We start from the raw sequence: 21,102 nt of genomic DNA on the forward strand, positions 1-21,102 counted from the left end.
CTATATTGAAGATTACTCTGCTTGCTCTTTCTGAGTCCAGTCTCCGAAGGAGCCTGTATTATTTCACATCCGGGAGTGTGCACACATGGGAACATTTAGTCTGGACACGGATTGTGTCCATAAGATTGTTAAGGTTGAACTGGAAGGCAGCTTCTCTCAGGAGGACGGCCTTAATTCCATACTGGCTTACCAGCAAAGAGTGAATCCGATCAACTCCGAAGATTACCGTCTGGAGATCGATTGCCGCCAGTTGCATGTGACTGCGCCGGAAACGGTGCCGCTGCTTGAGACCTGCTTTGTGATGTTTAAAAGAGATAAGTTCTCCAATGTAAATCTTATCCTGGAGAATAACCCCATACTAAAAATGCAGCTGGCCCGGCTGGGCCGAAAAGCCGGCTTGGACACACTGGAGATCACTTCAGCGACTAGGATAACCCCCATACATTAGGTCGATAAAAGGTTACTGCTTAGGCCTCCGTAGGATAAGAACACTTCAGATTCAGTTCCATGATATAGAACGTGAACGTAAGAATGTTATATTCGAATTGTTCGGGTAGCCCCCTATGCACCAGGCATTCTGACAACTCCACCGTTTCATTCTTAAGTTCATCTTATATAGTCTCATATGTGTCCAGTCCACAGAATTAGTTGCGAGACTGCATCTATTTAGCCATTTTTTTCTGTTTTGGAGGAAATAAGTGCGAAAACGCACCTAATTTCGGATTTTGAGCGTACTAAGCTTGCTTTACTCGAATTTAGTTGCAGATATGCACTTATTATCCTGATATGGGCGTTTCGGCTGAAATTAGTTGCAGTTTCGCATCTAATTCCACCGAAGGTTCCAGGGCAACACTCTAAATCCTGGCTGATTCCTAAGCAGTAACGAAATGTGAGAATAAGCCTCTCTTCCTATAGCGGAAGAGAGGCTTATTTGATGAGGTATAGGTTACTACGTAAGGCCCCTTGCCTTCTGATAGAGGTTTTAGCTTTCTAAGGAGTAACGCGTAGGGTGGGTGGCTATGGGGAAAAACTACTGTTAATCCCACGGCTAAGGTTCAGTTGCTTTTGCACATGGGGAAAAGTTGCCGCTAATTCGTCGCTGGACCTAAGTAGTAACCACATTCGCATCTAATTGCGTTGAACATTCTGGTCTAACATTCTAAATTCTCGCTGTGGCTTAAGTAGTAACGATAAAGAGGCAAGTCCCTCAGGAGACTTGCCTCTTGCTTTATAAACTATATAAAAGTCCGTTTACCGGTAACCCTCATGCTTCTCCCAGCCCATCGTACGCGATACCGCGTCCTTCCAGGCGTTGTAGCGCCGCTCCCGTTCCTCCGCCTCCATCACCGGGGAGAAGACCTTCTCCGCGCTGTTGAAGCTCTCCAGCTGCTCACGGGTCCATAACCCGGAGGTTAGCCCCGCCAGCAGCGCCGCACCCAGCGCAGTCGTCTCCGCATACGTGGTCCGCGTCACTTCACTGCCGAGAATATCAGACTGGAACTGCATGAGCAGATCGTTGCGCACGGCACCTCCGTCGACCCGCAGGCCGGTGAGCGGCATGCCGGCGTCTTTTTCCATCGCACCGATTACGTCTCTCGACTGAAAGGCCAGTGATTCCAGCGTTGCACGGACCAGATGCGCCGCTGTTGTGCCCCGGGTCAGGCCGAACACAGCCCCGCGCGCATACATATCCCAGTAGGGAGCGCCCAGACCGGTGAAGGCCGGGACAACTACGACACCCTCGCTATCCTCCACCTCACGTGCTTTGTGCTCCGAGCCTGCCGGTTCGGTGATCAAGCCAAGGCCCTCCTGCAGCCACTGCACCGCCGCTCCCGCCACAAACACACTGCCCTCCAGCGCATAATACAGCTCATCGCCCATTCCCCAAGCTACGGTAGTCAACAGCCCATGCTTCGAGGCGACGGCTTCGGTGCCGGTATTCATCAGGATGAAACAGCCTGTGCCATATGTATTCTTGGCGCTGCCTGCTTCGAGGCAGGTATGCCCGAACAGAGCCGCCTGCTGGTCTCCGAGCACCGCCCGGATCGGGATATCTGCACCAAACCACTTTGCGGCCGCGATCCCGAACTCACCGCCGGACATTCGCACCTCAGGAAGAATCACGCGCGGAATCCGCAGTTCCTTCAGCAATTGCTCATCCCACTGCCGTTCGTGCAGATTATATAACATGGTGCGCGAAGCATTGGTAACGTCTGTGGCGTGTACCTCTCCGCCTGTAAGCTTCCAGATCAGCCAGCTGTCCACCGTTCCGGCAAGCAGTTCCCCCTGTTCCGCGCGTACCCGGGCGTTCTCCACGTGATCGAGAATCCAGCAGATTTTGGTGGCGGCAAAATAGGCATCGACCACCAGTCCGGTCTTGGCGGCAATTTCCTGCTCCAGTCCGCGCAGCTTCAGCTGCTCACAATGCTCCGCCGTACGTCTGTCCTGCCATACAATGGCCGGGTATATCGGTTCGCCGGTTGCTTTATCCCAGACCAGTGCCGTTTCGCGCTGATTGGTAATTCCAATCGCGGAGATCTCCTCTGCGCCCAGCCCGCTGCGAGCAATCGCATCCCTGGCAGCTGCAAGCTGTGTCTCCCAGATCTGCAGCGGATCATGCTCCACCCAGCCGGGCCGGGGGAAGGACTGTGTAATCTCGTATTGCCCCTGCGAGAGCATATTCGCTTGCGCGTCGAATAAGATGGCTCTGGAGCTGGTTGTCCCTTGGTCCAATGACAAAATCATCTCTTGTCCTCCTAAAAGTTTTGTCAGCATTGACTCCTTGAATTTTCTTCGGCAAAACTTACTTCGTAAGCATTATCTTAGTTTTGTCAGCATAAACTTTCTGAGTTTTCTTCGTGCAAAACTTAACCATATCCCGCATAAGTCTGACTCCATGAGCCGATTGATTGCCTTTGTTCCACGTTGAACAAGATTAATGTGTTCGTTTCAACAAAAAGCACCTCTGCTGTCAGAGGCGCTGTCATGCTTTGTTTGTATTATCTATTTTTCGACAGGCAGTCGAAGGGTGAAGGTGGTGCCTTCGCCCAGCTTGCTGGCGGCGGAGATATTGCCGTGATGTGACTCGACGATGTTCTTGACGATCGCCAGCCCAAGTCCCGTGCCGCCCGATTCGCCGCGCACCCGCGCTTTGTCCGCTTTGTAGAAGCGGTCAAAGATATAAGTCAGATCCTCCGGTGGAATGCCCACACCCTGATCACGGATCTCAATCTCGGCATATCGTTTACCTTCGAGAAGCCTGCTCTCAGCGGCGATGCGGATATGATTTCCGCCCGGTGTGTGGCGGAATGCATTGTCGAGCAGATTCGTCAGCACCTGCTCCAGCTTGTCTTCATCTGCTGCCTTCAACAGGAGCGGCTGCTCCGGAGGACTGAATTCCAGCTGAATCTCCCGATCCTTCGCCCGAACGGCAAATTTGCGGTAGACCCGCTCCAACAGCTCGTTCATGTCCACCTCGGCCTTCATGATATCCGTGTGGCCAGCCTCCATACGGGCCAGGTCCAGCAGGTCCTTCACCAGCCGGCCCATCCGCAGGGATTCGTCATGGATCACCTGGATCAGCTCGCTGCTCTCTTCCGGCGAAGAGGCCATTCCGTCCAGCAGCGCCTCGCTGTAACCTTGCATCATCGAGAGCGGCGTGCGGATCTCATGGGAGACATTCGCCACGAAGTCGCGGCGCATCTTCTCCAGCCGCACCTCTTCTGTTACGTCCCGCAGCACAGCTACCGCACCGCGGATCGTATTGTCGGAATGGAGCGGAGCCATGTGCACAGACCATACACCCTGCCGTACATGCACATTGGCGCGCTGATCACCGCCTTGCTTCAGCGTACTGATGAACAACGGCTGCAGCGGCGGCGGCACTTCTTTGAGGACAGACGCAGCGGAAGCCAGATTAAGCTCCGACTGACTCTCCTGCCCCCAGTCTAGGCCACTCCAGGTTTCCAGCAGTGTCTGCCCGTGCGGGTTGGTGAGAATAATCCGCCCATCCGTATCGAAGGTTACGACCGCATCACTCATGCTGCGCAGCACACTGGACAGATGCCCCTTCTCATGATTCAGGCTGCGGATATTCTCTTCCAGCTCCTCGGCCATGTGATTGAAGGTGGTTGCCAGCTGGCCGATCTCATCGCTGGTCACCAGCTTCAGCCGGGTGCCGTATTCACCGCGCCGGATATTGTTCGCCGCTGCAATGACACTCTGCAGCGGCTGGGTGATTTTGGTGAATAGAAATAAGGCGAATATAGTCGTTAAAGCAAAACCAATCATACAGGTATAGGTGAATAATCGTTTGATAGCCCCGGAATTAGCAAAATTACTGTCAATATAAGGCAACAGAAACAGCCCCAGTGTAACCAGCACGACAGCAACCAGACAGATGATCGTCGCCCACAGCTTGCCTACAAGGCTTCTCCAGAAGTTCACTTATTTGGGCACCTCTAGTTTATAGCCGACGCCCCATACCGTTGTGATCATCGCTGCCGACTCCGGAGATACCTTGTTCAGCTTCTCGCGCAGCCGCTTCACATGAGTGTCCACGGTGCGCAGATCTCCGAAAAATTCATAGTTCCATACATCCTTCAGCAATTCCTCACGCGAGAATACCTTGTCCGGGGAAATCGCCAAATAATGCAGCAGCTCATATTCCTTGGGCGTCAGGCTCACTTCCTGTCCGCCTGCGGTTACGCGGTGGGCATCGTGTTCAATAATGAGATGCGGAAATACAATATTGTTGCTCGAGTTGCTCTCTTTGGATAAAAACGCCGTAGCGGAAGAACGGCGCATAATCGCCTTCACCCGGTAGATGACCTCGCGCGGGCTGAAGGGCTTCACCACATAATCATCGGCTCCCATTTCAAAACCCTGCACCCGGTTGATCTCCTCGCCTTTTGCCGTAAGCATCAGCACCGGTGTTGACTTGACTCCACGCAGCCTTGTCAGCACTTCAATACCGTCGATGCCCGGCAGCATCACATCCAGCAGAATCAGGCCATAGTCATTGGCTGTCGCTTTGCGCAGCGCAATTTCGCCATCCTCCGCTTCATCGATCTCATAGCCTTCCTTCTCCAGATACATTTTCAGCAGACGGCGGATGCGTTCCTCGTCATCCACCACCAGAATTCTATTATAATGCTCTGCCATTTCACAACAACCCCTTCATCAAATACACTAGAACGATACTACCTAAATTCATTGTGCTGCTTCAGCAGGTAAACTTGTGCTCAGTCCGTCCCCGCATATGAATGAAGCCCGGCGATGACCAGATTGACACCCACCAGGGTAAACATTACAACTAGAAAGCCAAGTACGGCAAGCCACGCAGATTTGCGCCCCTGCCACCCGCGGGCCAGCCGCAGATGGAGATACGCGCTGTAGAACAGCCAGGTAACCAGCGCCCAGACTTCCTTGGGGTCCCATCCCCAGAATCGGCCCCAGGCCACCTCAGCCCAGATCATTGCAAAGATCAACGCTCCCAGAGTAAAGATCGGGAACCCTATAGCTATGGCCCTGTACGTAATCTCATCGAGATCCCGCTCATCAATGCCATCCATTACGGGATGAAGCGCTCTGCCGAGAGGTTTGCGGACAAGAAGACGGATGAAGATATAAAGAACAAGCCCTGAGAGCAGGGACCAGAGCACAGTGTTGAATTTCCGCCCCGCATTCACCCCGTTCATCCAGGACGGTGCTTCAAAGAGAGGCTGGCGAAGGCCAAGAAATGGCTGGAAACTCTCAATTTCGCCCTGATAAGGTGCCACAATAGGCGGCATTTTATAACTCACTTTCTCTATTGTACTATTTTCCTGCCCAGGGCTGTCAATCGTTACGTTTGTCCTTACGAAAATGGTTTCGTATCCTGCCCCCCGAAAAGCGAACACGGTGCCCAGAAACGCAATGATAACCAGGATGGAAAACAGGGTGAATTCGACCAGCCGCTGCTGTTTGCGGTCACTGCGCTCCCGGCTTGCAAAATTCACCGTACGCAGCAGATACATCAGCCCCGAAGCAAATCCAACCGCAAAAAACGATTCACCCAGCGCCGCCAGCGTCACATGAATATTAAGATAGATCGATTTCAGCGGAGGAATCAGCGGCTGAACCTCCTGGGGAAATACGGCTGCATAAGCCATCAGGATCAGCGCAATCGGAATCGCGAACACGCCCAGCACCGTAGTGCGGTAGATCGCATAAATGACTGTAAAGGCTACTATAACCATCATCGATAAAAAAGTCATGAACTCATACATATTGCTGACCGGAATATGGCCCGAGCCGATCCAGCGGGTGATGAAATACAGCAGATGGCCCAGCAGAGCTACTGAGGAAGCAACAAATGCGATGGTGCCCCAGCGGGCAGTGTGCTGCTCCGGCTTGCGGCCGGACCATTTGCGGCCCATCACCGCAATCGTGAACAGCATAAAAGCCACACTGTAGAATAAAAAAGCGCCAATAAAAACATCACTGCTGAAATCAAGCAGGGTCATGACAGGCCACCTCCGTTGTCCAATGATTGTTCATCGACTGACAGCTCTATTCTGTGCAAAATAGAAACGATCTCACGGCGGAAGCCGAACCAGTTCTTGTTCGTATGTCCCCCAAGCACCAGCTCTCCATTCTCCACAATCAGCCAGATGCGGCGATGCTGCCAGTAGAAGCCCAACACCAGCCCCAGCATCACTATACCCGCCCCCACCCAGACATAAGGCATCGCACGGTCTATCCGCACATTCAGATAGGTTGTGGATTCGGAGAAATCAACATCTTCCATCCCTTCGACCTCAAGCTCCAGGAAGCGGTCTTCCCCGCCAAGCTTGTCGTTGATGCTGCCCTGCTGAAAGCGTGATTTGTCATTTTGCTTCGGAAAATAGAAATATTGCTGCCCCTCCGCTGGAAGCTGCGGGCCTTTCAGCAGAAACAGAAATGCCGGCGCGTTCGGATAAGGCGATAAGGAGATCGGCTGCCCCTGCTCATTCAGGCCGAAATCCATGTATTTCTCCTTCAGACTGAGACTGTAAGGCCCGGACTGGAATTCCCGCTGCGGGTTCTTCATATCCAGTTTAAACTTGCCATAGCTCTTGCCGCTGGCGGTATTCTTCAGCTGCGGCTGGACCGAGCGCAGCACGGGCGTCAGGTCATAGTCAAACTGATACGCTTTCAAACCTTGGTAATTCAAAGGCGAGTTGACCTGAATGTCATGGGCGGCAACCTGCTTCAGCTTCGGCTCCTTCGCCGGATCGGTGCAATCTGCTGTACATTCATAGAGCACGGCCTGTGTCTCGTACAGCTTCGGAAGAACCTTGGTGCCGCGGAATTCCTCCGGCATCTCTTCATCCTTATAGAATTCTACGGTAAACTTCTCATTCTGCAGATAGAAGGTGGTGCCGGGTATGGGCGTTACCTCGCCTTGCGGAAAAGCAAGATGCTGGTCCATGCTCAGGCCCGGCAGCCCTCTCGCCAGCACAGCGAGCAGAAAGATAATCAGGCCAATATGTATCACATAGGGACCCCAGCGGCTGAAACGGTGCTTCTCCGCGAGCAGCGCGCCAGCGTCGGTCTTGACTCGGTAGCCTCTGCTGCGCAGCGGCTCGACCAGCGAATTCACCCAAGCTTCCGGTTCTGCTTCCACGGGAGTCACCAGTACAGCTTTTTGCCGGATAAGGAACTGGCGGTGCTTGCGCACCTTCTGGCGGGTCAGCGCCTTGTACAGCGGCAGCACACGGTCCAGACTGCAGATGACAAGTGAAGCGCCAATCATCACCAGCAGTGTCACAAACCACCAGGATTCGTAGGTATGCGTCAGGCCAAGCTTGTAATAAATCGCGCCTGCGGTTCCATACTCTTCCTTATAATAGGTGGCGGCATTGATATTCAGAAAAGTGCTTTCTTGCGGAAAAATCGTCCCCAGCATCGCACCCAGCAGCGTAAGCACGATTAGATAAATCGCAATTCTGACCGATGAGAAGAAATTCCACACCCGGTCAATGATCCCCGGATTCACGCGCTGTGAGCGCCTGGCAACCCCGTCATATCGCATCTCCAGATTCTCTGCGGACGGTTTCTCCTCGTGCAGAGGCTTGCCGCAGGCTTCGCAGAGCACGGTTCCCACCGGATTGATATGCCCGCATTCACATTTGGCTTCTGCCAGCCAAGGTCCGCTGCTGGTCATCGGCTCACCAGCTTCCCGATTTCACTGTCCAGCGAATTCAAATCGAGCTGGCCGATATGGATGCTGTCGACTTTTCCCTTCGCATTAATAAAAAACGTAGTGGGCAGCGGGGAAATGCCGTAGCTGCGCACAGCATCACGTCCGGGGTCCATGACGATGGGGAAATCAATCGCCACTTGCTTGACGAAATTCTCCACGGTCATCTGGTCCTCGCCTACATTCACTCCCACTATCACTACGTCTTGATCCTTCCATTTCTCCCACTGAGTCTGAAGCGCCGGCATTTCCTTCACGCAGGGCGCACACCAGGAGCCCCAGAAATTGAGCACAACCGCCTTGCCTTCGTATTCCTCCAGCGTATGGGTCTTACCGTCCAATCCAAGCAGTTCAAAGGAGGGCGCATTGCTGCCCTCCTCGGGTACGCCCCCGCCGCCAAACACGGAGGAGCCAATGGCATAGCCCCCCACCAGTACAATCAGAAACAGAATTACGATTTGAATCGGCTTTCTCGCTTTGCCCACACGTAAAGCCCCCTTCTGTGACGCAATTCATACTATTGTTATAAGGTGTGAACATCCTATGAACATTATAACGAATTTCGCCACAGTTTTCGGGATTTATTTTGTGAACATTATGTGTCTTTGCGTGGTGTTCTTTCTCTAAGCAAACCGGCCTTGGCCATCTGCTGCAGATGATTGATCTCATCCTTGGTCAGATGGCGGTAGGAGCCGCGTTTCAGGTTCTGCAGCATAATGTCCCCGAAGGAGATCCGCTTCAAGCGGATAACCGGGTGGGAAATCGCCTCAAACATCCGCCGCACCTGGCGGTTACGGCCTTCGTGAATCGTGATGCTGATGACCGCTTCCTTATTCGCTTCATCAATATCCTTGTATTCCACTTCCGCCGGAGCCGTCATTCCGTCCTCCAGCTTGATTCCGCTCTTCAGCTTGTCCAGCGCGGTGCCGTGGGGCACCCCTTTGACAGTGGCATGATAGGTCTTCGGTACATGATGCTTCGGATGTGTGAGCAGGTTGGCGAACTCCCCGTCATTGGTCAGCAGCAGCAGCCCTTCCGTATCATAATCCAGCCGTCCTACAGGGTACACACGTTCATTGATTCCCTTCAGGTAATCAGTTACCACCTTGCGGCCTTTATCATCGGAGGCACTGGTAATCACACCTTTAGGTTTGTTGAACATGATATAGATTTTGTTCTCGCCCCGGATCAATCTCCCGGAGACTTTAATAATATCTTGCCCGGGGTCCACCTTCGTACCCAGCGTAGTTACCAGCTCCCCGTTAACTTCCACTTTGCCGGCCAAAATCATTTCTTCACACTTGCGTCTGGACGCGACACCTGCCTGCGCCAGAATTTTCTGTAATCTTTCCATATTCGACTAGTCACCTCAGATTAATGATAACCATCAGAGGGATAAACCACAAGTTCATTCCAAGGAAAAAATGCTCCTGGACAGTAATTATTGTGAGATTCGATATTTAAAGGAGCAATTTGATAGCGCTCGGCCAGCTCCAGAATCAATTTCCCTGCAGCAAACAACTGCTCTTCGCTGCTGCTCTGCACAGAAGTTTCGCCTCGGCTGTCAAAATCTCCCTCCAGACAAATATGAATCCGCTGCGCGTCCGTCAGCAGCGGTGCGGCATATACCAGCCCTGTTGTTCCCACCCAGAAATCGAACCCCTTGCCGTTAATCGACGGGCAGCGGGAATGATGCACAATAAATCCTTCGTATGGCATAGCAGTATAACCTCCTACCTACATATGTCTGCAATAGCATATGTGGCAGGAAGGGGCGGGGTGACAGCCGGGAGAACAGGTCAGACGCTAGCCGAATACTAGCAGACAAACGACGATCGCTGCGATAAAACCTACAATATCGGAGAACAGGCCAACCTTAAGCGCATAACGCCCATTGCGAATACCAATAGCCCCGAAATACACCGTCAGGACATACAGTGTGGTATCCGTGCTGCCCTGAATGGTGGAAGCAATCATCCCGATCAGCGAATCGGGACCGTGGACGCGGATCAGATCGGTGGTGTAGGCCAGCGACCCGGTGCCGGTAAGCGGACGCAAGAGACCGAGGGGCAGCACCTCTGCCGGAACCCCGAAGCCCTGCAGGGCTGGAGCGATAAAGCCCATCAGGAAGTCCAGTGCGCCGGAAGCGCGAAACACGCTGATGGCCACCAGCATGCCTACAAGATGAGGGATGATCGCAACCGCTGTACCAAAGCCATCCTTGGCGCCTTCCACAAAAGATTCATAGACCGGCACCTTGCGTGCAAAGGCATAAAGCGGGATAAAGGTTATCATGAGCGGGATCGCCCAGGCCGACAGGAGGCTGATTAGCTGGTACAAATGAGATTCACCCTTTCACTGAGGTTGGGGGAAGCGGCGCGTTCCCTGCAGCGGCCGGGCCGCCGCGGATAACCGGCGGCTTCGGCGGCTTGCGCAGCAGGGTCAGCCGCCTGCATACCCTGTCGGCGGCAATCGCCGCCACGGTAGCCACAGCGGTAGCCGCCAGGGTTGTCCCGACAATGGCTGCCGGATCGGTCGAGCCGTAGTTGAGCCGGATCGCAATCAATGTGGTCGGGATCAAGGTGATGCTTGCCGTATTCAGCGCCAGCAGCGTGCACATTGCCGGGGTTGCTGTGTACTTGTCCGGATTCAGCGTCTGCAGCTCCTGCATCGCCTTGATGCCCATCGGGGTAGCCGCATTACCAAGGCCCAGCAGATTGGCACTCATATTGGAAAGTATATAGCCGATCGCCGGATGCCCTTTCGGCACATCAGGGAACAGAAAACCTACCAAAGGACCCAGCAGACGGGCAATTCGGCGCAGCAGGCCGGCATCCTCGGCAATCCGCATAATACCCAGCCAGAAGACGAGCACGCTGATCAGGCCAAAGCTTACAGTGACCCCGTTCTTCGCGCCGTCAAATACAGCAGCCGTAAATTCATCCATCCGGCCATTGACGGCCGCGAATCCAAAACCGATCACAATCATTCCTAGCCATATGGCATTGATCATCCTTGCCCCTCCTCTATTCCATCTGCCTGGATCAGTTTCCGCCCGTTGCCTGCCCGAATAAGGCCCGGAGCACACTTCCCAGCGAATCCAGGAAATGCCGTCCCGAATACGCGGCAGCCTGGGCGCTGCTTATTTGACGGACAGAAGGCTCCGGCGGCAGCTTATCCGGGAAATACACCGGAATCCGGCCGATCTCGCGGCCGCCAAGCTGCAGTACGAGTGCTCCTTGTAGACCAAAGCTGCTGTCATTTCGGGCTCGATCTCTTGCTGAGCTCTGAGCTTGCCGCCGGCTCTGCGGCGCTGTCAGTACCAGCTTGGTAACCAGCCGTGCCTGCTCTCCTTCGCCAAATGGATACCGGAATGCCTTGGAGGTCACCAGATTATAGCCTTTTACCGGCTCCCCCCGTTCGATCAGGCTTGTCAGCGGATAATGGTTGAAGCCGTAGTCCAGCAGCGCAGCATGATCATTCCAGTCATTCCCATCATTAATCGTTACAGCAACCAGTTGCTGCCCCTGGCGGGTAGCCGAGCTAACCAGGCAGCGCAGCGCTTTTTTGGTATATCCTGTCTTGACTCCGTTTGCGCCTTCGTAGAGGCGCAGCATCTTGTTCTTATTGCTCCATTTATAGTCCCATTTGTCATTGGGATTGTCAGCCGTCTTCTCCGGTGTCTTCACGATCTCCTTAAAGACTGGATTATGCATCGCGTACGCCGTCAGTCGGGCAAGATCATTGGCACTGGAATAGTGGCCTTCGGCATCCAGACCGTGCGGATTGGCAAAATGGGTATGGATAAGACCCAGCTCCTCGGCCTTGGCATTCATCAGATACACAAAACCCTCCTCCGACCCTCCCACATGCTCCGCAATGGCCGTAGCCGCATCATTGCCTGAACGAAGCATCAGCCCGTACAGCATGTTCTCCAGTGTCATCTCCTCCCCCAGCTGAAGATACAGTGAGGAGCCCTCCTTGGCAAAGGCATTTTTACCCACCTTGACCTTGGACTCGAGATCACCGTTCTCTATGGCAACCAGTGCGGTCATAATCTTGGTGAGACTGGCAATCAGCATCGGCTCGTCTCCCCGGCTGCTGTAGAGGATCCGCCCCGATTCCACGTCGATCAGCGCCGCCGCCTTTGCATGTGTGGATATGGAGCTGTTCTCCGCACGGAGAGAAGGCTGTGGCGCAAGGGTCAGCAGCAGCAAGGTGCACAAGATTAAGGTACATATGCTCTTACAGGTTATTGTCTTCATCTTCATCCTCCGGCTTCTATCATTCTCAGGACGTTCTTCACCATGGGCTTGTCATAGCTCCCTCTGTTGTACAAGTGTATGCGGTGAGCACGGTGGGTATGTCCTTATTCACCATACGTAAGCACACCAAGAAGGACACTGCCGGTTGTCCGGGCAATGTCCTTCTGGTTGAACTGCATTTGAGCTTTGCCGAGCCATTTAATGCGCGGAAGGCTAATGATCGCTTGTGACAACCACAACCGGTGCTGCATCCTTTTTTTGAGGGTCCGGAGTCTGGGTCTGGGTCTGGAACATATTCTGGATCTTGTCGATGATTCCCGGCGTGGCGTCGATAATCTTCTCAAACAGATGCGTCTGGTTGTCGAGCGGCACAATATGCACACCGTCACGGCCTACCACTAGAAAAGCAATCGGGCGGATGGAGACCCCGCCCCCGCTGCCGCCCCCGAAGGGAAGCATTTTGACGCCTCCGGCTGCGGTTGGCGTATCATCCTCCACCCGGAAATCGCTGCCGCCGGCAGCGAAGCCAAAAGCCACCTTACTGATCGGCAGAATCACCGTACCGTCCGGCGTTTCCACCGGATCACCGACAATCGTATTCACATCTACCATGCCCTTGATATTCTCCATCGCCGTCTGCATTAAACCTTGAATAGGATGGTCAGACATATTGTTGTCCTCCTTTTAATTTCTGTTTATACTCTTGCATCACAGCTATATCATTGCCACATTACGCAATTTGTATGTAAAGCCTGCTTCAATCGGTCGTTTTCCCGAAAGAGCGATGACGCGCAGCAGCGATCAACTCCTTCCACTGCCTGAAACCACTCGCCGCCTTGGACACCTTCCGCAACAGCTTCAGTCCGGCATATAGTACATAAGCAAGCGACAGCTTGCCTGCACAGACCAACTCGGTGCTGAATCCGGCTTGATCCACAAATACCGGCTTCACGTACAGACGCGGAGCATGCTCCAGCCGGACCACCCGTGAGAACCAGCCGGTCAGCATCCACTTCAAGCCCCACAAGGCTCCGGCAGCCGTAGCTGTAGCGGCAGCATCCCCCAGTGAGAAATCAGTTGACCAATCCAGCTTGCTGATTCTGACATGGGCCAGTGTATCGAACAGCCAGCCCTTTAAATCTCTTGTAGCTTTGAGCGCCTTCTTGGCATCGTCCAGCCAATCGCTCAGCGTCTTCTTATCCACTTGGCCTTCCTTATCCGTGTCTTTCTGCACCGGAGCGATCCCGCTGGCCTCTACCTTAACCTTCACTCCCTGCAGTAGACTTTCATAGATGACTTTGGGGAGCTCATAATGAACCTTGACCAAACCATACAGCGCTTTAAGATCAAACTCCACCCGGTCGTCCTTGCCAAGCCGGAAGACTCGAAAGTGAAAATGAATTGAGGAAGCCAGGACCAGAATCAGCACCAACAGCAGCAGAGCAAGCGGTATTGCCAGCCATACACTCACGCACTAACCTCCAGGACACCATAAATAAACAGCTTGTAAGAATAGTATGGCAATGATCACTGGAAAAAATTCGGCAATGTAAAAAAAAGCGCTTCCGGTAAGCCAGGAACGCTCTGATATGAACAGGGTGAGATTAAATGATATAATAAATACCACTGCATACTCGATCTCTTCTTCGATGTTAAGTAATCAAGTGGAAACGGCTACGCCGTCCTTTTGAAGGACAGGGTGTTTCAGCGAGAAATAGAAGGATAATCTATAGCGTAAAACATATAAATTCTCTAGAGTAAAGGACTGGCCTGACCAGCCCCTCCTCATCAAACCGTACGTGAGGTTTTCCCTCATACGGCTTTCCGATGTTCGTCATTCATGGGCATGCAGCCTATTGACTTTGGCCTCATGACCTAGTTTCCCCTTAGAGTTATTGAGCATTTTCTTGCGTGTCGTTAGCCTTTTGGCATTCACGAACTCGTACCTCTTGGTCAAACATGAACAAAGCAGGGCCCCTTCCCTCCCTAAGGTTATGTTGTCCTTAGGTTCTTCGGTACTATGAGCCCCTCGGACTCCCTTCCTGCAGACGGTTCACTTCGCCTTTTGGGCTTATAGAGCGTCTATTTACGGTTTCTAAAAAAAAAAAAAAATAATCCCGTGCAGGGGAGGGTCTCCCCAGTTCACTGCGCTATCTTTCAACCCATGCCGTTCCCTATACGCCGGAAGGTTCTTCACTGTGGTTCCAAGTTCTATACAGTTTCCTTGGCCTTCGTCTAAATACACGAGACTCGGCTCCTTCTTTTCCCCTTTGCAGGGCCTTTTTGACGACGCGGCAGGATTCACTTGGTGTTGCGGCCTGGGTCGTTGCTCGCCCTATCTCTGACAGGTACTTTTGTCGATGCGCTTTTACACACAGATTTCGCCATGCGCAAGCATCCTAGCTACAAAGGTGGCTTGGCCCCTCCTTGGGTTGGACTTTCACCAACTAGATAACGCGTGCCTCTGGGCACGCTATATTTCAAAAAAACCGCTGTCCCCAGGGGACAACGGCTATTCCGGAACGTTCAACACATTTAGATGCGAAACTGCATCTAATTCCGGCTGAAACTGATATTATCGGGCAAATAAGTGCGAATCTGCAACTATTTTCGAGAAAAACGTTTGTTTAAAGGTCCAAATCCGAAATTAGATGCGTTTTCGCACTTATTTGTTCTAAAAAGGGGAAAACCGGGAAATTAGATGCAGATTCGCAACTAAATCGGTGGACTGGACTGCAGGCCGAAACAGTAGTGTAAGATCTAATAATTAAGATTGCGGTTCCTCGTCCCCAAACGTCATCTGGCTGTCCAGTTTACTGAACAGCAGCTGGGTCTCTTCTTCCAGACTGTCGGTGCTCTCAAAGCTGGTCGGCTCCGGCAGCTCCTTCAGGCTGGCCAGACCGAAGCTCTCCAGGAAAGACTTCGTCGTCCCATAAAGAATCGGACGTCCCACCGCTTCAGCCCGGCCTACCTCATGGATCAGATCCTTGTTGCCCAGCGTATGAATCGCGCGCTCCGACTTCACCCCGCGGATCTCTTCAATCTCGACACGGGTAATCGGCTGGCGGTAAGCGACAATCGCCAACGTCTCCAGTGCCGCCTGGGACAGGGTTGAACGCGATGGCGAATAGGCCAGCCGTTCGAAATACTGCGCATGCTCAGGAAGCGTAGCCAGCCGGTAATTTCCGGCAATCTGCACAACCTGAAGACCACGTCCCAGCGAGACGTATTCCTCTTTCAATTCCTCCAGCGCTCCGGATGCCAGCTCGGCCCGCTGCTCGGTAATCTCGGCGATCTGGCGGATGGAAATGCCTTCGTCGCCCGAGAGAAACAGCAGCCCTTCAATAATCGATTTCAGCGCTTTGTACTCCATGGGAGTGTTCTCCTCCTCTCCACTCCATCACAATGTCTTCAAACATCTTCTCCTGATAGCAATAGATGGCTCGCATCTTCATCAGCTCCAGAATGGCCAGGAAAGTGACCACGATCTCATGACGGGCCATCTCGTCGTCCAGCAGGGCAGAGAACAGCAGCTTGCCGCCCTTGCCCTTGCGCTCCAGCGCTGCCGAGACGTCGCGTATCCGGTCCTTGACCGAGATCTCGTCCCTGGTAATCCGCTGATAGGAGGTCCGTCTGGCTGCCTTGCCCAGCGCCTTGCGGAAGGCGGCAATCAGATCGGCAGTGTGCAGCCCCTTCAGCGGGTTGTCCAGCTGGAGCGGCACAAACGGCCCCAGATCCTCAGGCTCCTTCGTAAAAATCAAGCTGCGCTCACTCTCCATATCCATCAAGTGCACAGCGATGCTCTTGTATTTGCGGTATTCGATCAGGCGCTGAATCAGCTCCTCCCGCGGGTCAAGGCCGTCATCCTCATAATAATCGAAGTCTTCGATTTCGATCACCGGCGGTTTCGGCAGCAGCATCTTGCTCTTGATCGACAGCAGGCTGGCGGCCATCACCAGAAATTCACTGGTTATGTCCAGCTCCAGCTCCTGCATGCTGCGCAAATATTCCATATACTGTTCGGTAATCTCGGCGACCGGAATGTCCTGGATATCGATTTCCGCCTTATCAATGAGATGCAAGAGCAGATCCAGCGGACCTTCAAACGTCTCCAGCTTATACAATACAGTCACGAGGTTTCCTCCGCCCTACAAAAGTAAAGTGCAGCGCCGCAAAGGACGCTACACAAGTAGAAAGATTTCTATAGTTCATGCTTTCTTCTTATACTATAAATAAGCACGATTTAGGCGGATTCGTCAATAGCTGTCTTATTTGAACAGCTTGTTCAGGTTGGCCATTTCAATCGCGGAGGTAGCCGCATCCCAGCCTTTGTTGCCTGCTTTGGTTCCCGAGCGCTCAATCGCCTGCTCAATGTTCTCGGTGGTTACCACACCAAAAATCGTTGGCACACCAGTCTTCAGGTTGATCGCAGCCACACCCTTGGCCACTTCATTGCAGACATAATCATAATGGGTGGTTGAGCCGCGAATGACGGTTCCGAGCGTGACTACGGCGTCGTATTTGCCGCTTTCCGCCATTTTTTGGGCAATCAGCGGAATCTCGAACACACCCGGCACCCAGGCCACATCCACCTCATCGTCGCCCACGCCGTGGCGCTTGAAGGCATCCAATGCGCCGGACAGCAGCTTGCTGGTAATAAATTCATTGAAACGTCCTACGACCACACCGTATTTCAGACCCTCGGAAACTAAATGTCCTTCAAAATAATTTGGCATATGGTTCATCTACCCTTCATGGTTGGATTATATGGGAATCGGTTCCGTTGCCCGCAACGGGCAAGCCGGCCGTCAACCTTTGGCGTCTTCGTTCTGTTCAATCGTGTCAAACTTCAACATATGTCCCAGCTTGGCCTGCTTGGTATGCAGATAGTTGGTATTGTCCTTATTCTCAGGCATCTGGATCGGCATCCGCTCCACAACCTCCAGGCCATAACCTTCCAGCCCTTTGATCTTGCGCGGATTATTCGTCAGTAGCTTAATCTTGCGTATACCGAGGTCCTTCAGAATCTGTGCTCCAATGCCATAATCACGCAGATCGGCGGCGAAGCCCAGCTTCAGGTTGGCATCCACCGTATCCAGCCCTTCTTCCTGCAGCTTGTAGGCGCGCAGCTTGTTGATCAGCCCGATGCCTCTGCCTTCCTGCCGCATATAGAGCAGCACGCCGCGTCCGGCTTGCTCGATCTGGCGCAGCGCCGCCTCGAATTGTGGTCCGCAGTCGCAGCGGTGGGAGTGGAAGACATCGCCGGTCAGGCATTCGGAGTGCACCCGTACCAGCACCGGCTCCTCGCCGGAGATATCGCCTTTAACCAAGGCAACATGCTCTTTGTCGTCCACTTCATTGGTATAGGCAATCGTCTGGAAATCGCCGAAATCGGTTGGCAGCGTCACGGACACCTCACGGCTAACCAGCTGCTCCTTCTCATTGCGGTAGTGGATCAGATCCTTGATGCTGATTAGCTTCAGATCATGCTTACGGGCAATCTCCACCAGGTCCGGCATGCGGGCCATGGTTCCGTCTTCCTTGATGATCTCGCAGATCACACTGGCCGGATAAGCACCGCACATGCGGGCCAGATCGACTGCGGCTTCGGTGTGGCCGGAGCGGCGCAGGACGCCGCCTTTTTTGGCGATCAGCGGGAACATATGGCCCGGTCTGCGGAAGTCGGACGGCTTGGCATTAGGGTCCATGATGGCTTTGGCAGTCATCGAACGCTCGGAAGCGGAAATGCCGGTAGTCGTATCCTTATAATCGACTGAGACGGTAAACGCCGTGCCGTGGAAATCCGTATTCTGGGCTACCATCGGCTTCAGATCCAGCTCCTCGGCCCGTTCGGCCGTAATCGGAAGGCAGACGAGCCCGCGTCCCTCGGTAATCATAAAGTTGATCACTTCAGGCGTAGCTTTCTCGGCAAGGGCTATGAAGTCCCCTTCATTCTCGCGGTCCTCATCGTCGACGACAATAATCACTTTGCCGCGCATAAGATCATAGATGGCATCTTCAATCGGATCAAGCACAAATTCTTTAGTATTGGGTTGGTTCATATGTGTGACCTCCAGTTTGCTTTACAGAGCTTCATTACCGCTTACTCTGTAAGCTGAGCTTAACTTCAATGCCAAGTGGAAACGGCTACACCGTCCTTAAAGAAGCGTATGCTTCCGAAGCAGCGCTACTACGGACCGCTTTCAGGTATCCGTTTCAGCGAGAAACAGAAGGATAATTGATAACGTGAAACATATAAACTCTTATATTTTATAGAAAACCGTTGGCTGCCAGAAAATCATGGCTGAGCCGGGAGCTTCCCGCCTCGGCTTTGTTCGCTGACGCCGAACCGTAATGCAGCAGATGGTCAACGTATTTGCCCAGCACATCACATTCGATGTTGACGGTGTCGCCGGCTTTTTTGTGAGCCAGCACCGTCTCTCCCAGCGTATGCGGGATAATGGACACGCTGAAGGTTGAGCCGTCCACCTCCACCACCGTCAGGCTGATGCCGTCAATGGTAATCGAGCCTTGCGGAATAATGAACTTGAACAGGGACGGGTGCTGCGGCGCAAGCGTGAACACCATCGCATTCCGGTCCCGCTTCACACCTTGAATGGTTGCCGTCCCGTCGACATGCCCCTGAACAATATGTCCGCCGAACCGGCCTCCGGCTGCCATCGCACGCTCCAGGTTCATCTTGCTGCCGGGGCGCAGCTCCTTCAGATTGCTGTTGCGGTAGGTCTGCGGCATCACATCAACGGTGAACGAATGCTCGCCAAGTGTGGTAGCCGTGAGGCATACCCCATTCACCGAGACGCTGTCGCCAATCTTCAGGTCGTCCATGATTACAGAGGCCGAGATATTCAGCACCATCATCTCAGAGCCGCTGGTCACGCCGCGCAAGACGCCCACTTCTTCAATCAAACCAGTGAACATGTGATCCCTCCTGAATCTTCTAATCACTTCTACTGCCTGCCGCTAATTCACATCATCTTCGGGATATTTCCGGGCCGGGGTCCCGCTGATACAGACATTATCCCCGAGCACCTCCACTTCCAATCCCTCCAGCGTAATGGCATCCCTCATCCGTTCTACACCCGGGAACGTAATTGTCCCGGCAGTTCCACCTACAATCTTCGGGGCATAGAACAGGATCACGCGGTCCACGAGGCCGCTCTCCAGCATCGCGCCATTGAGCGTGCCTCCGCCTTCCAGCAGAATCGAGCTGATCTCCTGCTCGCCAAGCGCTGTCATCGCCTTGTGCAGGTCAACGCGCGGGCCTGGCCCGCATGCGATGACCTGGACTCCGGCAGCGGCCAAGGCGGACGCTTTGACCTTGTCGGCTGCCTCCGTAGTCAGCACAACCGTAGGCGCTCCCCCATCGCTGACCACCTTGGCGTCCAGCGGGATACGCAGAGTAGAATCGACTACAATACGCAGCGGATTCAAGCCGGGCACATCCATTCTTGTGGTAAGCGTCGGATTGTCGGCAAGCACCGTATTCACCCCGACCATAATGCCCTGATGGCGGTGCCGCAGGGTATGTACAATCTTCCGCGCCTCTGCGTTGGAGATCCACTTGCTGTCGCCGGTACGGGTCGCAATCTTGCCATCCAGTGTGCTGGCAGTCTTCAGGGTAACAAAAGGCTGCTTGGTCAAAATATACTTGATGAACCGCTCATTCAGCCGCAGGGCACGGCTGCGCAGCAGCCCCACTTCCACCTCAATGCCCTGCTCACGCAACATCGCTACGCCCCGTCCGGCCACCTGCGGATTGGGGTCTTCACAGGCAACTACCACCCGGGTAACGCCTTCGTCGATCAGCCGCTGGCTGCACGGCGGCGTCTTGCCATAATGGCTGCACGGCTCCAGTGTTACATAAGCTGTGCTGCCCTGTGCCTGTCCTGCCGCCATATTCAGCGCATGGACCTCGGCGTGGCCGCCGCCGCGCTGCAGATGCGTGCCAAGGCCAATCATTACGCCATCCTTCACCACCACACAACCTACAACCGGATTGATCCCGGTCTGTCCTTGTGCCCGCTGCGCCATGTCCAGCGCAAGCGACATATAGAACTCATCATTCATCGTATCCACAGGCACCCCTCCTATCGGCCAGCTGCACTACAAGCTGTAAGCCTCGTAAGTAAGATCCAAATCCAACAACCAACACAAACAAACCCATCGCATGATCTCCGGGAGGAGTATGGATGGGTTAAATGAGAGCTTCATGCAGTTCTAATAAAACTGTGCCGAAATAACCGTGAGGCTCACGGTATTGTGAAATTTCGCACATGATATTTGAAAACACTGCAGTACGCCTGCAAGGCTGTAAGCTCTGCAGAACGTCAATCTCTCCTTCTTCCATCCAGACTATACTGTCGGTCCCGGAATTGCACCGGGTCCACCGTGCACACAACTACTATGTGCAGCGGGTAGCGGACTAAGCTTATGCATTCGGAATAAGCCGATATGCAGCAGCATCACCGCCGGTAGGGAATTACACCCTGCCCTGAAGGATTGATACTATATTCAATTCAGATCAGCATTTATTGCTTACAACAAAATTATCACTTACGTGGCTAAATTGCAAGTACGGAAAGTGAATTAACT

At 53.4% G+C, this 21,102-nt stretch carries 21 protein-coding genes and 1 riboswitch; of the genes, 1 reads left to right on the forward strand and 20 read right to left on the reverse strand.

All coding sequences use genetic code 11. The features are described from left to right. The first annotated feature begins 85 nt into the window (after positions 1–85). On the forward strand, positions 86–448 hold the full coding sequence (locus tag B9T62_RS20260; protein WP_087916951.1) for a hypothetical protein: 363 nt from the start codon (positions 86–88) through the stop codon (positions 446–448). A gap of 803 nt (positions 449–1,251) precedes the next feature. Here the strand turns inward: B9T62_RS20260 and glpK are convergent. The 20 genes from glpK to ribD all read right to left on the reverse strand — a co-directional run bounded on the left by glpK (position 1,252) and on the right by ribD (position 20,586). Further along, entirely contained in the window at positions 1,252–2,745 is a 1,494-nt protein-coding gene (glpK, locus tag B9T62_RS20265; RefSeq protein WP_087916952.1) for a glycerol kinase GlpK, read from the reverse strand. A 258-nt stretch (positions 2,746–3,003) separates the two neighbouring features. Then, the gene (locus tag B9T62_RS20270; RefSeq protein ID WP_087916953.1) at positions 3,004–4,446 is read right to left on the reverse strand and encodes an ATP-binding protein; all 1,443 of its coding nucleotides are present in this window, start codon (positions 4,444–4,446) and stop codon (positions 3,004–3,006) included. Further along, entirely contained in the window at positions 4,447–5,163 is a 717-nt protein-coding gene (locus B9T62_RS20275; RefSeq protein ID WP_087916954.1) for a response regulator transcription factor, read from the reverse strand. 80 nt (positions 5,164–5,243) lie between these two features. Further along, entirely contained in the window at positions 5,244–6,506 is a 1,263-nt protein-coding gene (ccsA, locus tag B9T62_RS20280; RefSeq protein ID WP_087916955.1) for a cytochrome c biogenesis protein CcsA, read from the reverse strand. Next, positions 6,503–8,188, reverse strand: a complete 1,686-nt coding sequence (gene resB / locus B9T62_RS20285) for a cytochrome c biogenesis protein ResB (RefSeq protein ID WP_087916956.1) — start codon at positions 8,186–8,188, stop codon at positions 6,503–6,505. The genes ccsA and resB overlap by 4 nt, the downstream gene beginning before the upstream one ends. Further along, positions 8,185–8,709: a redoxin domain-containing protein gene (locus B9T62_RS20290; protein ID WP_087916957.1), complete on the reverse strand. Its 525-nt coding sequence runs from the start codon at positions 8,707–8,709 to the stop codon at positions 8,185–8,187. Before B9T62_RS20290 ends, resB begins: the two co-directional genes overlap by 4 nt. A 110-nt stretch (positions 8,710–8,819) precedes the next feature. Continuing rightward, a complete protein-coding gene (locus tag B9T62_RS20295) occupies positions 8,820–9,578 on the reverse strand; it encodes a pseudouridine synthase (RefSeq protein WP_087916958.1) in 759 nt (252 codons plus the stop codon). A gap of 20 nt (positions 9,579–9,598) precedes the next feature. Continuing rightward, positions 9,599–9,943 carry a peptidoglycan recognition protein family protein gene (locus B9T62_RS20300; RefSeq protein WP_087916959.1) on the reverse strand — a complete coding sequence of 115 codons (345 nt, stop codon included), beginning with the start codon at positions 9,941–9,943 and terminating at the stop codon, positions 9,599–9,601. An 87-nt stretch (positions 9,944–10,030) separates the two neighbouring features. Next, positions 10,031–10,519 carry a spore maturation protein gene (locus B9T62_RS20305; RefSeq protein WP_211296514.1) on the reverse strand — a complete coding sequence of 163 codons (489 nt, stop codon included), beginning with the start codon at positions 10,517–10,519 and terminating at the stop codon, positions 10,031–10,033. Positions 10,520–10,571: 52 nt separating this feature from the next. Further along, positions 10,572–11,237, reverse strand: coding sequence for a nucleoside recognition domain-containing protein (locus B9T62_RS20310; RefSeq protein ID WP_087916961.1), 666 nt, complete (start codon positions 11,235–11,237; stop codon positions 10,572–10,574). A 31-nt stretch (positions 11,238–11,268) separates the two neighbouring features. Continuing rightward, positions 11,269–12,495, reverse strand: a complete 1,227-nt coding sequence (locus B9T62_RS20315) for a D-alanyl-D-alanine carboxypeptidase family protein (protein WP_087916962.1) — start codon at positions 12,493–12,495, stop codon at positions 11,269–11,271. A 98-nt stretch (positions 12,496–12,593) separates the two neighbouring features. Continuing rightward, entirely contained in the window at positions 12,594–12,728 is a 135-nt protein-coding gene (locus B9T62_RS41315) for a hypothetical protein (RefSeq protein ID WP_281257639.1), read from the reverse strand. Beyond that, positions 12,703–13,158: a GerW family sporulation protein gene (gene ytfJ, locus B9T62_RS20320; RefSeq protein ID WP_087916963.1), complete on the reverse strand. Its 456-nt coding sequence runs from the start codon at positions 13,156–13,158 to the stop codon at positions 12,703–12,705. Before ytfJ ends, B9T62_RS41315 begins: the two co-directional genes overlap by 26 nt. Before the next feature lie 88 nt (positions 13,159–13,246). Beyond that, on the reverse strand, positions 13,247–13,960 hold the full coding sequence (locus B9T62_RS20325) for a DUF2953 domain-containing protein (protein WP_087916964.1): 714 nt from the start codon (positions 13,958–13,960) through the stop codon (positions 13,247–13,249). A 1,296-nt stretch (positions 13,961–15,256) separates the two neighbouring features. Then, positions 15,257–15,862, reverse strand: coding sequence for an SMC-Scp complex subunit ScpB (gene scpB, locus B9T62_RS20330; protein ID WP_087916965.1), 606 nt, complete (start codon positions 15,860–15,862; stop codon positions 15,257–15,259). After that, positions 15,831–16,622, reverse strand: coding sequence for a segregation and condensation protein A (locus B9T62_RS20335; RefSeq protein WP_087916966.1), 792 nt, complete (start codon positions 16,620–16,622; stop codon positions 15,831–15,833). Before B9T62_RS20335 ends, scpB begins: the two co-directional genes overlap by 32 nt. Positions 16,623–16,757: 135 nt before the next feature. Beyond that, entirely contained in the window at positions 16,758–17,225 is a 468-nt protein-coding gene (ribH, locus tag B9T62_RS20340) for a 6,7-dimethyl-8-ribityllumazine synthase (RefSeq protein WP_087920341.1), read from the reverse strand. A 72-nt stretch (positions 17,226–17,297) separates the two neighbouring features. Next, a complete protein-coding gene (locus B9T62_RS20345) occupies positions 17,298–18,551 on the reverse strand; it encodes a bifunctional 3,4-dihydroxy-2-butanone-4-phosphate synthase/GTP cyclohydrolase II (RefSeq protein ID WP_087916967.1) in 1,254 nt (417 codons plus the stop codon). A gap of 208 nt (positions 18,552–18,759) precedes the next feature. Continuing rightward, positions 18,760–19,428 (reverse strand): riboflavin synthase, encoded by a 669-nt coding sequence (gene ribE, locus B9T62_RS20350; protein WP_087916968.1) that lies wholly within the window; start codon positions 19,426–19,428, stop codon positions 18,760–18,762. Between the two features lie 42 nt (positions 19,429–19,470). Continuing rightward, positions 19,471–20,586: a bifunctional diaminohydroxyphosphoribosylaminopyrimidine deaminase/5-amino-6-(5-phosphoribosylamino)uracil reductase RibD gene (gene ribD / locus B9T62_RS20355; RefSeq protein ID WP_087916969.1), complete on the reverse strand. Its 1,116-nt coding sequence runs from the start codon at positions 20,584–20,586 to the stop codon at positions 19,471–19,473. Between the two features lie 255 nt (positions 20,587–20,841). Beyond that, positions 20,842–21,013: riboswitch (FMN riboswitch) on the reverse strand. Positions 21,014–21,102 lie beyond the last annotated feature (89 nt).

Source organism: Paenibacillus donghaensis (genome assembly GCF_002192415.1).
In the GTDB taxonomy this organism is placed as follows: Bacteria; Bacillota; Bacilli; order Paenibacillales; family Paenibacillaceae; genus Paenibacillus_AQ; species Paenibacillus_AQ donghaensis.